The following is a 12643-nucleotide window of genomic DNA, read 5'->3' as shown; positions in this document are numbered from 1 at the left end:
GAACAAAGAGAAAGATTCCTTTATATGGATAAAGAATGCCTCGACTCAATGTTTTGTTGCTTTATTCCCCGAAAGCACTAAAACTATGTTGTCTTGGCAGGTCTTCTGACTTATCCCTCTTTGAATGCCTTCCCATCCGCCGGGCGGACAGTGGCTTGTAGAATATTCAAAGATTTTGGAAGGACTTACAGCAGCGGGTCTGTTCAGGATTTGCACCTGATTCCCTTTTTCATCACTCATCTCCAACAGAACCGGGAGAGGTGAAACCAAAACTGGGACAAAGATAACAAAAACTATTAGGTTTGCGAATACTCCTGATAATTTTTCTTATCTTTGCCCGCGAATTGGTTCCGGATGCATGTTTCCATCATCTGGATTAAAAGGGAATCGGGTGTAAATCCCGGACAGTCCCGCTGCTGTGAAGCTCCGTTTATATCATGAAAAACACCTTTGCCACTGATATGCATTGAAATATCGGGAAGGCTTCAGGATTAGGAGTCAGTCAGAAGACCTGCCATTCATTAAAGGCTGCCTTTGCTCGTGGGTTAGGAAGACAGTACGAAGATATTAGTTGAACATTTAAACAAGAAATGGAATGCCTTTGTTGAAGGTATGTCCGCATTGTGGTGTGACTATATATATCCTTTATATATTAAAGAAAAAGTAAAATGATTAAGAAAGTATTGATTGCCAACAGAGGTGAGATTGCCTTGCGCGTCATGCGTTCGTGCCGGGAGATGGGACTGCTTACGGTTGCCGTCTTTTCCGATGCCGACCGTACTTCTCATCATGTGGCATATGCCGATGAAGCCTATCCGATAGGATCGGCCGTGGCAAAAGAGAGTTATCTGAATATTGAAAAAGTGATTGCCACGGCAAAGCGATGCGGTGCCGATGCCATCCATCCGGGTTACGGCTTTTTGTCGGAGAACTCGGAGTTTGCACGCCGTTGCAAGGAGGAAGGGATTATCTTTATCGGTCCCGCCGCCGAGACGATGGAGGCGATGGGCGACAAGATAGCTGCCCGCAAGCGAATGATTGCGGCAGGCGTACCCGTGGTTCCCGGAACGGAACAACCTTTGCAGAGTGCCGAAGAAGCCGTGCGTATCTGCAACGAGATAGGCTACCCCGTGATGCTGAAGGCGTCTATGGGTGGCGGTGGTAAAGGTATGCGCCTTATCCATAACGAGAGCGAAGTGGTGGAAGCCTACAACACGGCACGCTCCGAGTCCATGTCCTCCTTTGGAGACGACACGGTCTATCTGGAGAAGTTCGTGGAAGAACCGCATCACATCGAGTTCCAGATATTGGGCGACAACCACGGCAACGTTATCCACCTTTTCGACCGCGAATGCTCCGTGCAACGCCGCAACCAGAAGGTGGTAGAAGAAAGCCCGTCACCCTTCCTTACGCCGGAATTGCGCCGGGAAATGGGAGAGAAGGCGGTTGCCGCAGCAAAGGCAGTGAACTACTCCGGTGCAGGTACCATCGAGTTTCTGGTAGACAAGAACCGCCGTTTCTATTTCCTCGAAATGAATACGCGCCTGCAAGTGGAGCACCCCATCACGGAAGAGGTGGTAGGCGTAGACCTGGTGAAAGAGCAAATCCGTATTGCCAACGACGAGGTGTTGCACCTCAAGCAGGAGGACCTGTTCCAGCGCGGTCATGCCATAGAGTGCCGCATCTGTGCCGAAGATACGGAAAACAACTTCATGCCGTCTCCCGGTGTCATCAAGCAACTGACGGAGCCGAACGGAATCGGTGTGCGTATAGACAGCTATGTGTACGACGGCTATGAGATTCCCATCTACTACGACCCTATGATAGGTAAGCTCATCGTATGGGCAACCACCCGCCAGTATGCCATCGAGCGTATGCGCCGTGTGCTCTACGAGTACAAAATTACGGGCGTAAAGACCAACCTTGCCTATCTGAAGCGCATCATGCACGTGCCCGACTTTGTGAAGGGAGAGTACAACACCCTCTTTATCGAGAAGAACGCCCGCATGCTGGTACGCACCAACACTGCCAACGAAGAGTTGGAGAACATAGCCATGATAGCTGCCTATATGGACTATCTGGTTAATCTGGAGGAGAATGTTTCGGCACAGCTACCCGATGCCCGCCCCATCAGCCGTTGGAGGGAATTTGGCTTGCAGAAGGGAGTGCTCAGGATTTAAGGAATGGATAATTGATAATGGATAATTGATAATGGATAATTAATAATGGAAATACATATAGGAGACCGTATCGCAGACATTACCCTGGTGGGTAAGGAAGGGAATAAGGTACAACTTACCATTGACGGAAAGCCCTACGAAGTGGACATTGTGATGGCAGAGAACGGAAGTTGCTCCATCCTGCACAACGGAAACTCGTTCAACGCAGGCCTTGTGCGCGGCGAGGGCGGCAAGAGTTATGACATCAGCATGCTCCAGCGTTCCTTTCATGTGGACATCGTGGACACGCAAGCCAAGTATCTGCACATGAAGAAAGGAGCCGACGAGAAGCAGGGCGACAAGATTCTGGCGCCGATGCCGGGCAAGGTAGTGAGCATCCCCGTCAAGGTGGGCGACCGACTGGCTGCCGGAGACATTGCCGTGGTGCTGGAAGCCATGAAGATGCAGAGTAACTATAAGGTAAATGCCGACTGCATCGTCCGCAACATCCTCGTGGGCGAGGGCGAACCGGTAAATGCCAACCAAGTATTGATTGAATTGGAGTTGATAAAGGAGGAATAATCCCGAGTCGCATTCAGTCCGTATATTATAAATCACTAAATTGTAAATGCAAATATGAACAGAGAAGAAATATACCGCCAGTTTGAGGAACTGGATAAACGTGCCTCGCTGGGTGGGGGCGTAGACAAGATAGAGAAACAACACGCCTCCGGCCGCATGACTGCCCGCGAACGTATTGACATGCTGCTGGACAAAGGCTCGTTCAATGAGCTGGACAAGTTCGTGAACCACCGTTGCACCAACTTCGGCATGGAGAAGAAACAGATTGCCGGAGACGGCATGGTGTCCGGTTACGGAAAGATAGACGGCCGCCTTGTATTTGTCTATGCCTACGACTTCACGGCGCATGGCGGTTCGCTCAGCGAGACGAATGCCGCAAAGATTGTAAAGGTGCAGCAGCTTGCCCTGAAGAACGGTGCTCCCGTCATTGCCCTCAACGATTCGGGCGGCGCACGCATCCAGGAAGGTGTGAACAGCTTGGCAGGCTATGCCTCCATCTTCTATCAGAACACCATTGCGTCGGGTGTCATTCCGCAGATATCCGCTATTCTGGGTCCGTGTGCCGGTGGGGCATGCTACTCTCCGGCGCTTACCGACTTTATCTTCATGGTAAAGGAGCAGAGCCACATGTTTATCACCGGTCCGGACGTGGTAAAGACCGTGACCCACGAGGAGGTGGACAAGGAGGAACTGGGCGGTGCCTATACGCATAGCAGCAAGAGCGGCGTTACCCACTTCATGTGCAATACGGAGGAGGAGACACTGATGAGCATCCGCGAGCTGCTGAGCTTCCTGCCGTCCAACAATATGGAGGATGCTCCCTTCACTCCCTGCTCCGACGATATCCATCGCCGGGTAGAGGCGCTTCAGACCGTCATTCCTGAGGACCCGAACATGCCCTATGACATCAAGGATATTATAGAACCGGTGCTGGACAACCAGTACTTCTTCGAAGTGATGCCTCACTTTGCCAAGAACGTCGTTATCGGTTTCGGTCGTCTGAACGGGCGTTCGGTAGGTATCGTGGCAAACCAACCTGCCTATTTGGCGGGTGTGCTCGATATTGATGCCAGCGACAAGGCGGCACGTTTCATTCGTTTCTGCGACTGCTTCAACATCCCGCTGATAACCTTCGAAGATGTTCCCGGCTTCTTGCCCGGAACGATGCAGGAGCACAACGGCATCATCCGCCACGGCGCCAAGATTGTCTATGCCTATGCCGAGGCCACCGTGCCCAAGATAACGCTGATTACCCGCAAGGCATACGGCGGCGCCTACATCGTGATGTCCAGCAAACCGACGGGTGCCGACGTGAACCTGGCTTATCCGCAGGCGGAAATCGCCGTGATGGGTGCCGAGGGTGCAGTGAACATCCTCTACCGCAAGTCCTCTGCCGAAGAGAAGCAGGAGATTATCAAGGAGTATGAAGACAAGTTCTCCAACCCTTACCGCGCCGCCGAGCGTGGCCTCATAGATGAGGTCATCATGCCGCGTGACACCCGCTACAAGCTGGTGCAGGCATTGGAGATGGCGCACAACAAGAATCAGAGCAATCCACCGAAAAAGCACGGCAACATGCCTTTATAATAGTAGTTATTTTTTATGTGTGAAATGCGTATCCCCGGAGAAGTGATTTCTGTGGGGATACACTTTTTAAATAGAGAATTAAGAATTAAACAATAAGGCTGAAAAGTAAAAACTAAAGATAGAAACTATGGAACTATTAAGAAACCTCTTTGAGGGTTATCCCAACCTTTGGGGCGGAGGAGTGGCACACTCTGTCCTAATTCTGTCCCTGGTCATCACCTTCGGTATCATGCTGGGCAAGTTGAAGGTGGCAGGCATCTCGCTGGGTGTCACCTGGATTTTGTTTGTGGGCATTGTCTTCGGACATTTCGACATGAACCTCGACGAACATCTGCTGCACTTCCTGAAGGAGTTCGGCTTGATACTGTTTGTCTATTCCATCGGTCTGCAAGTGGGACCGGGATTCTTCTCCGCTTTCAAGAAGGGCGGACTTACGCTGAACATGGTAGCAATGCTTTCCGTCTTCCTCAGCGTGGTTATCACCATTGTGTTGCACTTTGCCACCGGAATCCCCATTACTACGATGGTGGGTATCTTGTCCGGAGCCGTGACCAATACCCCCGGTCTGGGTGCTGCCCAGCAGGCAAACAGTGACCTCAACGGGGTGGATGCTCCGGAAATCGCACTCGGATATGCCGTTGCCTATCCGCTGGGTGTGGTGGGCTGCATCCTGGCGCTGCTAGCCTTGAAGATTTTCATGCGGATTAATACCCAAAAAGAAGAGGAGGATGCCGAGCACGGGCTGGGTCATCTGCAGGAGCTGACCGTGCGTCCCATATCGGTAGAGATACGCAATGAGGCAATAGACGGCAAGCGGATCAGAGATGTGAAACCATTGTTGAACCGTGCGTTTGTCATCTCCCGCATCCGGCACACCGGCAGTCAGGAAACAGAACTGGCGAATGCCGATACGGTGCTGCACATGCAGGATGAAATTCTGTTCATTGCCAACCCGAAAGATGTGGAGGCCATTGTTGCCTTCTTCGGAAGAAAAATTTCGGTGGAGTGGGAACGGGAGGACAAGAACTTGATTTCACGCCGCATCCTCATCACCAAGCCGGAACTGAACGGCAAGTCTCTGTCTCAGCTCAAGATACGTAACAACTTCGGTGCCTGCATCACCCGTATCAACCGTTCGGGCGTGGATCTGGTGGCAACTCCCCACTTGCAGTTGCAGATGGGAGACCGTGTGACGATTGTAGGCAGTGAGCTTGCCGTGAGTCATGCGGAGAAGGTGCTGGGTAACTCGCTGAAGCGTCTCAACCATCCCAACTTGATTCCTATCTTCCTGGGTATTGCCCTGGGATGTATCTTGGGCAGTCTGCCGTTCATGTTCCCCGGCATTCCCCAACCCGTGAAACTGGGACTGGCCGGTGGACCGTTGGTGGTTTCCATCCTCATCAGCCGTTTCGGGCCTCAATATAAGCTGATAACCTACACGACGATGAGTGCCAATCTGATGATACGCGAAATCGGTATCGCCTTGTTCCTGGCCTGCGTGGGGTTGGGTGCAGGAAAGGGATTCATCGATACCATTATCTACGAAGGCGGCTATGTGTGGATTGGCTATGGGGCCATCATCACGGTCGTTCCGTTGCTGGTGACAGGATTCATGGGGCGCTATTTCTGGAAGCTGAACTACTATACGCTGATAGGTGTGCTGTCCGGAGCTAACACCAATCCGCCTGCATTGGCCTATTCCTCGGACTTGACATCCTGCGATGCCCCTGCGGTGGGATACGCCACAGTCTATCCGCTGGCTATGTTCCTGCGGGTGCTGACGGCTCAGTTGCTGATACTGGCGTTGGCGTAGTTTCACCATAGATAATCTATGGTACATAGGTTGATTTGATAACAAGTAATGTAAAGGGAGCTAACAAGTAATGTTAGGCTGCTTTACATTACTTGTTATTTTTGTTTGTAGTATTCCTCCGCTTGCGTCAGTGTCTCCGGTTTGCCGATGTCGAACCAGCGGAATCCTTGCAGCGGATAGCCTTGTATGTGCACCTTTGTGCAAGCGGACAAGTAGAAAGGAATGATGGAGAACTTGCCGTTCCACTGCCCATCGTCCATCAGGCGGAAGAGGGAGGGGGAGATGATGTGGATACCTCCGAAGGCGAGTTCCCGGTACTTCGTTTCCCGGTAGTCGAAGCCTGCCGGTTTCACCTCTCCGGTGGACTTGTTTATCCAGCCGTGCAGGTGGTAGTCGTCGTCAAAAAGGAGATAGCGGGAAGTCTTGCGCTCGCTCACAAGCAGGGTAGACTCCGCATCGCTCTCCAGATGGTGGCGGTAGAGACCTGCAAGGTCAATGTCCGTCAGAATATCCGCGTTGTGCACCAGGAAAGGTTCTTGTCCGTCCAGAAAGGGGCGTGCCTTTTTGATGCCTCCTCCGGTGTCGAGCAGCATGCCGCGTTCGTCGCTGATGTGAATCTCCGTGCCGAAGTTGTCGTGGGCACGGAGGAAGTCGATAATCTGCTCCCCGAAGTGGTGGATATTGACCGTTATCTCGTTGAATCCTGCTTCCTTCAACCGCAGTATCACCCGTTCCAGCATGGGCTTTCCTGCTACGGGAACGAGGGCCTTGGGCATGTGGTCCGTCAAGGGGCGCAACCGGGTGCCCAGGCCGGCGGCGAAAATCATGGCTTTCATATTGGCATATTCTCACATTAGCACATTAAACTTTGGCCTTAAACGTCTGTTCAATATTCTGTTCTCTATGTATCAGGTTCACTTGCACGCCGAACTTCTTGTGCAGATGTTCCGCCAGGTGTTGTGCCGAATATACGGAGCGGTGCTGTCCGCCGGTGCAGCCGAAGCAGACAGACAGATTGGTGAAGCCGCGTTCCATGTAGCGCTTCACGGAAGCGTCGACAAGGGCGTAGGCATGCTCCAGGAATACGGCTATCTCGCCGTCGTCTTCCAGGAAGCGGATAACGGGTTCGTCCAGTCCCGTGAAGGGTTTGTAACGCTCGTACTTGCCGGGGTTGTTCACAGCGCGGCAGTCAAAGACGAAACCTCCTCCGTTGCCCGTGGAATCTTCGGGGATACCTTTTTTGTAGGCAAAGCTGGTGACTTTCACCACGAGGCGACGCTTTTGCAGGTCGTCTGTAAACTGTTTCAGATCGGTGAGTTCGCGCAGAATCCGGCAGAGGTAGGGATATTCTGGATAAGGTTCTTGGAGCAGTTGGCGAAGGTTCTCGATGGCGAAGGGGACACTTTGTATGAAGTGGGGCTTCTTCTCGAAGTAACCGCGGAAACCATAGGCACCCAGCACCTGCATGGTGCGGAACAATACGAAGTGGCGAAGCTGGGCATAGAAATAAGCCTCGTCCACGGGCTGGTACTTGCGCAGGGCGTCGATGTATTCCTTCAGCAACTCTTGGCGCAGGCTGTCGGGATAGTTTGCTTTGGCCTGCCACAAGAAGGAGGCAACGTCGTAGTAGACCGGACCTTTGCGTCCGCCCTGGAAGTCGATGAGCCACGGTTCGCCGTCCTTTATCATAACGTTACGGCTCTGGAAGTCGCGGTACATGAAGGTGGCGGAGCTGCTACGGAGCAACACGTCTGCCATCTTCTGGAAGTCGTCTTCCAGCCGGTCTTCCTGGAAGTCCATTCCCGTAGCCTTGAGGAAGCAGTATTTAAAGTAGTTCAAGTCCCACAGAATGCTGCGGCTATTGAACTCTGCCTGCGGGTAGCAGTAGGAGAAGTCCATGCCGTCGGCTCCGGCAAACTGTACGGCGGGCAGCAGACGGATGGTCTTGCGCAGCAACTGTTTCTCTTCCTCACCGAATACGCTGGTCTTGCGGCCTTTCTCGATGGCATTGAATAGGAGCGAGTCGCCCAGGTCTTCTTGCAGATAATAGATATCATCTTCGGAGCGGATGAACACTTGCGGTACGGGCAGTCCTTTCTGGCGGAAATGTTCTGCCATGTAGAGGAAGGCGCGGTTCTCCTCCACAGACTCTCCGCTGACGCCGATAAGTGTAGGACTTCCGATGAGGCGGAAGTAACGGCGGTTGGAGCCGGAGGAGGGGAGTTCGTCAATCTGTTCCGGTTCGTGTCCGGTATGTGCGATGTAGAGTTTCTTAAGTTCTTCGGTTATCATGGTGGTATGTTTTATTTTCGCAGCTAAGATAAAACTTTTGTCGGAGATATGCTTACCTTTGCAGGAGGAAAATATTTAATTTGATAGCTTCATAATGGATTCCATTCCTCAGTTTCTCATAGCCGCCCCTACATCGGGCAGTGGAAAGACCACCGTCAGTCGTGGACTGATGGCATTGTTTGTGAAGAAAGGTCTGAAGGTGCAGCCTTTCAAGTGCGGTCCCGATTATATAGATACTAAGTATCACGAGGCGGTATGTGGCCGTCCTTCCATCAATCTGGATACTTTCATGGCATCTCCGGAGCATGTCCGCAGTCTGTATGCACGCTATTCGGCAGATGCTGATGTTGCCGTGGTCGAGGGGATGATGGGGATGTACGACGGGTACGACCGCGACCGGGGCTCGTCGGCAGAAGTGGCACGGCTCTTGGGTATTCCTGTGGTGCTGGTGGTCGATGCCAAGTCGGCTGCCTATTCCATGGCTCCTTTGTTGTCGGGGTTCATCAATTTCCGTCCGGATATACGTATTGCGGGAGTTATCTTCAATCGTGTCGGCTCACCCCACCACTACCGGATGCTGCAGGAGGTCTGTGAAGACTTGAACGTGACTTGTCTGGGCTATCTGCCCAAACGGAAGGAACTGGAGCAGGAGTCACGCCATCTGGGGCTGGATTTCAGCCGTTCTAAGGAGACGGAGGGGCTGGACATGCTGGCAGGCTTGCTGGAGGAACATGTGGACTGGGAACTGCTACTCTCGACAATCGGGCTTCCATTGCCTGCGGCGGCTGTGGAGGAGAAGTCGGTACTATCAGAGCCGGGGAAGCTGCATATCTCGGTAGCGCGCAACGAAGAGTCCTTTTCCTTCCTCTATGCGGAGCATCTGGATATTCTGCGCTGTATGGGCACGGTCACTTTCTTCAATCCGGAGCAGGACCGGGCTATTCCGCAAGAGACGGATTTGCTCTATCTGCCCGGCGGCTATCCCGAGAACCGTCTGGAGGAACTTGCCGGGGCAAGGCTTGCCAGGGAGTCTATCCGCAGCTATATAGAGGCTGGTGGCAGGACGCTGGCAGAATGCGGGGGGATGATATATCTTTCGCAGTCCGTTCTTTCTGATGGGGATACGGACGGGGGAGGCAGTGATACAGACGGAAGAAGCACCGGGAACAGTGTAAGCAATGTCGGAAATGAGATGGTGGGAGTATTACCTTTCAGCATCACGAACGAGCGTAAACGCAGGAAACTGACATTGGGATACCGTCGGTTCGACTATAACGGATGGCGGCTTAAAGGACACGAATTCCATTATACGCAGCTTGCTGTGCCCGAAGCTGGTGGAAAAGAAAGTGGTGCGTACAGTCTTACTCCCTCGATAGTGCAGGTTTTCAATGCCAGAGGAGAGAAGGTCGCTACTCCCATTTTTCGTTATAAGAACCTGATTGCCAGCTATACACATCTGTATTGGGGCGAGATGGATGTGATGTCTTTGTTCGGTGGAGCCTAATCTTGTAAAACATCTTTTGAATCTGCTGGACTTTCCTTCTTTTTCCTTTCATGTTTTGCTTGAAAAGTCCCGGTATTTCTGCATATTTATATTCCAAATTTGTTTGTATCTTTGCGATAGAGAAAAGGTCTACGGGCTGTGAGGGAGTCCCCTTTACAATCCGGGCTATAGTAGCTGATTTTGAAGAGTTATCCCATGCAGGAAAGTCCTCTACACGTACCTCTGTAAAGGATGAACATCTTAAAATGGAGTTTGTCGATGGTGATTCGATTGGTGTTTTTGCCATAAAGGACGGTGCTATAATGGATGATATTGATAATGCCAAATTGGTTTACAATAGGTCAAGCGGCAGTTGGAATCCGGTGGGAAATGGTACACTTTATTGGTATGATGGAGTGAGTTATGTCGCATACTATCCATATAGGAGGAATATCACAATAGATGTCTCAAAGGGTATGGACGGAGCTATTGCCTCACTGACCGGGAATGAAAAACTGCAACCTTCGAAAGACCAGTCCACAACAGAAAAGCATATTGTCAGCGACTTGTTGATTGCCACCGGCGTACCTGCTATTGACAATTCTTCCGGAATAATCTTGAGCTTGCAGTTTCAACACCAGTTTGCATTGCTTGTGTTGCAACCGCAAGTATACGTAGGTTGTTTTGCTCCTGAAAAGGCAGGCTTTGTTTACCATATGGAATCGAGGGTTTTAGGAACAGACTCGGTAGCTATTAATGTGAGTCTGAATGGTATTACTCCATATCAGATAGATTCTTTGAAATATTGTGCCATTGTTCCGCCACAAGCAAATGCACGGGTTACCGGAAACTATACGACTACCAATGGAAGAGATGATACGAATATAAAGATAAATTATTCGGGCAGCTCCATCACTCTTGTTTCTGGAAAATGCTATACTCTGAAAGTTATCAGTCCCGTACCCGGTAAAGGAAGTATAGAAAGAAAGCTTTATCCCGGGGATTTTATCTTTCAGAACGAAATCGATAGAAGAATAGAGGTACATCCAGGAAATGGAATGTTGGAAGAAGATGGGAAAATCTATGATTATAAAAATGCTATCGGAATGGTAATTACTTGCGATCCGAAAAGGATGACAGACAAGAAGTGCAATGAAAAGGGATGGAATCATGCCTATGTGATGATGTTGGATAGTTTGAAAGAAGGGAATTGGGGACCGGTGGATTTAATCGAAGTGGGTATTGACACAATATCAATAGCTGATGTAAAGTCAAAGCATGATTTTAGTAGAATCAAGAATAACATGAATGGCTACTCTGAAACTTTACAGATGCTGGCAAATCATGAGGGTGATGCATCTTTTGTAAGCGACTGTCGTGCTTTTTATCTGGTGAAAACTTACAATAACAGCAATAAGGTACCGGATGGGATTGAACGCAGTCCGTGGTTTCTGCCAAGTATAGGGCAATGGTTTGATATGTTGGTGAATATTTGTGGAAGATCTCCGGAAAACTTCCAACACAATACCGGTAATGGTTTACAAGATGAAAAGTGGGGACAGGAAACGTTAGATAAATTAGAAGGACAGTTATCCAAAGTTGGTAAATCGTTACCGCAGTTTAACGTGAACTACAGACTTGGTTTCAGTTGCAGTTCTCAATATGATAAAGATAGAAGCTGGATGCTTCTCTGGCATATTGATGATCCCTTATATAAGTGGGAAAGGGTTTGCTTACAAGGATATAATAAGACTTCTGCATGGCATGTCCGGCCGTTTTTTGCATTTTAATCATTCCTTGATTAAAAATAGTCCTAATCTAAGTTTGAATTCATTATGAAAAAGTCCGGATAGCGCATTGATATTTTATGTAATTTCGTTTGTGTTCTCGAAATAGTGGAGTATCTTTGTTTTCATTTAAATATATTATGATTATGAAACTGAATACTTATCGCTTGTCTTCTTTGGAAGACCCTACTGATGAACAACTGCATGCTTTGATGGAACAAGTGGCTGTTGCGGCCCGTGAAAGTTCTCGCAAGGCAAAAAGAGAATTGGAGCGGAGAATGCAAGAGGTGAGAGAAAAATTGAAAGCATATAGAGCTAAAAATGTAAGTGATATATCCATGTGATGAACGAAAAAAATCCGACACTTTGTATAGTAGCTGGTCCGAATGGTTCGGGTAAAACTTCTACGACAGTGCAACTGCTTCATAATGAATGGGCAGAAAATAGCCTTTACATTAATCCTGATAATATAGCGCAAGAACAATATGGTGATTGGAATTCTCCCGTTGCAGTATTGAAGGCAGCAGAATTGGCGACTAAAATGCGTTATGAGTGTTTAAGGAAAAGGCAAGATTTTGTATTTGAAACAGTCTTTTCCTCAGACGAAAAACTTGCATTTGTTGAAGAAGCAAAAAAAGCAGGATTTTTTATTCGCATTTTTTTTGTCTGTACAAATAATCCTGAGATAAATGTACGGCGTATTACACAGCGCTATTTGAATGGAGGGCATGAAGTTCCCATTTCCAAAATTATTTCCCGTTATTATAAATCGTTATTGAATATAGGCAAAGCAATATCCTTGGTTGATAGGGTATATGTCTACGATAATTCAATAGAAAATCAAATTCCTCGATTATTGTTCCGCACTGTAAACGGGACCCTCTTCAAACAATATGTAGAGGAAATCCCGCAGTGGGCACAGTTCCTTATCAAATAGAGA

The 12643-nt window shown here is 49.5% G+C and carries 10 protein-coding genes and 2 riboswitches; of the genes, 8 read left to right on the top strand and 2 right to left on the bottom strand.

Annotated elements, in window-relative coordinates:
* Window positions 1-77: 77 nt before the first annotated feature.
* Window positions 78-286, bottom strand: a riboswitch (cobalamin riboswitch).
* A gap of 42 nt (window positions 287-328) precedes the next feature.
* Window positions 329-534, top strand: a riboswitch (cobalamin riboswitch).
* Window positions 535-668: 134 nt separating this feature from the next.
* The 4 genes from accC to DW896_RS01370 all read left to right on the top strand — a co-directional run bounded on the left by accC (window position 669) and on the right by DW896_RS01370 (window position 6141).
* Complete coding sequence (accC, locus tag DW896_RS01385) at window positions 669-2180, top strand: acetyl-CoA carboxylase biotin carboxylase subunit (RefSeq protein ID WP_119992734.1); 1512 nt, start codon at window positions 669-671, stop codon at window positions 2178-2180.
* A 45-nt stretch (window positions 2181-2225) separates the two neighbouring features.
* Complete coding sequence (locus DW896_RS01380) at window positions 2226-2741, top strand: biotin/lipoyl-containing protein (RefSeq protein ID WP_005829357.1); 516 nt, start codon at window positions 2226-2228, stop codon at window positions 2739-2741.
* A gap of 54 nt (window positions 2742-2795) precedes the next feature.
* Window positions 2796-4328: an acyl-CoA carboxylase subunit beta gene (locus tag DW896_RS01375; RefSeq protein ID WP_009038542.1), complete on the top strand. Its 1533-nt coding sequence runs from the start codon at window positions 2796-2798 to the stop codon at window positions 4326-4328.
* Window positions 4329-4455: 127 nt separating this feature from the next.
* On the top strand, window positions 4456-6141 hold the full coding sequence (locus tag DW896_RS01370; RefSeq protein WP_009038541.1) for a putative transporter: 1686 nt from the start codon (window positions 4456-4458) through the stop codon (window positions 6139-6141).
* 95 nt (window positions 6142-6236) lie between these two features.
* On the opposite strand, the gene DW896_RS01365 is transcribed toward DW896_RS01370, so the two are convergent.
* Complete coding sequence (locus DW896_RS01365) at window positions 6237-6977, bottom strand: nucleotidyltransferase family protein (protein ID WP_057281159.1); 741 nt, start codon at window positions 6975-6977, stop codon at window positions 6237-6239.
* A gap of 25 nt (window positions 6978-7002) precedes the next feature.
* Window positions 7003-8433, bottom strand: a complete 1431-nt coding sequence (locus tag DW896_RS01360) for a phosphotransferase (RefSeq protein WP_009038539.1) — start codon at window positions 8431-8433, stop codon at window positions 7003-7005.
* Between the two features lie 94 nt (window positions 8434-8527).
* Here DW896_RS01360 and DW896_RS01355 point away from each other — a divergent pair, with 94 nt between their 5' ends.
* The 4 genes from DW896_RS01355 (at window position 8528) to DW896_RS01340 (ending at window position 12640) form a co-directional block, all read left to right on the top strand.
* Complete coding sequence (locus DW896_RS01355) at window positions 8528-9937, top strand: cobyrinate a,c-diamide synthase (protein ID WP_009038538.1); 1410 nt, start codon at window positions 8528-8530, stop codon at window positions 9935-9937.
* A 50-nt stretch (window positions 9938-9987) separates the two neighbouring features.
* Window positions 9988-11706 (top strand): fimbrillin family protein, encoded by a 1719-nt coding sequence (locus tag DW896_RS01350; protein ID WP_035448418.1) that lies wholly within the window; start codon window positions 9988-9990, stop codon window positions 11704-11706.
* 143 nt (window positions 11707-11849) lie between these two features.
* Window positions 11850-12047 (top strand): hypothetical protein, encoded by a 198-nt coding sequence (locus tag DW896_RS01345; RefSeq protein WP_005836934.1) that lies wholly within the window; start codon window positions 11850-11852, stop codon window positions 12045-12047.
* Window positions 12047-12640, top strand: coding sequence for a zeta toxin family protein (locus DW896_RS01340; RefSeq protein WP_005829300.1), 594 nt, complete (start codon window positions 12047-12049; stop codon window positions 12638-12640). Before DW896_RS01345 ends, DW896_RS01340 begins: the two co-directional genes overlap by 1 nt.
* The last annotated feature ends 3 nt before the right edge of the window (window positions 12641-12643 follow it).

The sequence above is a fragment of the Bacteroides sp. AM41-16 genome (assembly GCF_003603495.1).
Classification (GTDB): domain Bacteria; phylum Bacteroidota; class Bacteroidia; order Bacteroidales; family Bacteroidaceae; genus Bacteroides; species Bacteroides uniformis.
The sequence above is the reverse complement of the archived record's forward strand: the minus strand, read 5'-3'. Positions and strand labels throughout refer to the sequence as shown.

Excerpts from the sequence above, each read along its gene's own strand:
- accC (WP_119992734.1), top strand. The coding sequence starts at position 669 with ATGATTAAGAAAGTATTGATTGCCAACAGAGGTGAGATTGCCTTGCGC.
- DW896_RS01380 (WP_005829357.1), top strand. The coding sequence starts at position 2,226 with ATGGAAATACATATAGGAGACCGTATCGCAGACATTACCCTGGTGGGT.
- DW896_RS01375 (WP_009038542.1), top strand. The coding sequence starts at position 2,796 with ATGAACAGAGAAGAAATATACCGCCAGTTTGAGGAACTGGATAAACGT.
- DW896_RS01370 (WP_009038541.1), top strand. The coding sequence starts at position 4,456 with ATGGAACTATTAAGAAACCTCTTTGAGGGTTATCCCAACCTTTGGGGC.
- DW896_RS01365 (WP_057281159.1), bottom strand. The coding sequence starts at position 6,977 with ATGAAAGCCATGATTTTCGCCGCCGGCCTGGGCACCCGGTTGCGCCCC.
- DW896_RS01360 (WP_009038539.1), bottom strand. The coding sequence starts at position 8,433 with ATGATAACCGAAGAACTTAAGAAACTCTACATCGCACATACCGGACAC.
- DW896_RS01355 (WP_009038538.1), top strand. The coding sequence starts at position 8,528 with ATGGATTCCATTCCTCAGTTTCTCATAGCCGCCCCTACATCGGGCAGT.
- DW896_RS01350 (WP_035448418.1), top strand. The coding sequence starts at position 9,988 with ATGTTTTGCTTGAAAAGTCCCGGTATTTCTGCATATTTATATTCCAAA.
- DW896_RS01345 (WP_005836934.1), top strand. The coding sequence starts at position 11,850 with ATGAAACTGAATACTTATCGCTTGTCTTCTTTGGAAGACCCTACTGAT.
- DW896_RS01340 (WP_005829300.1), top strand. The coding sequence starts at position 12,047 with ATGAACGAAAAAAATCCGACACTTTGTATAGTAGCTGGTCCGAATGGT.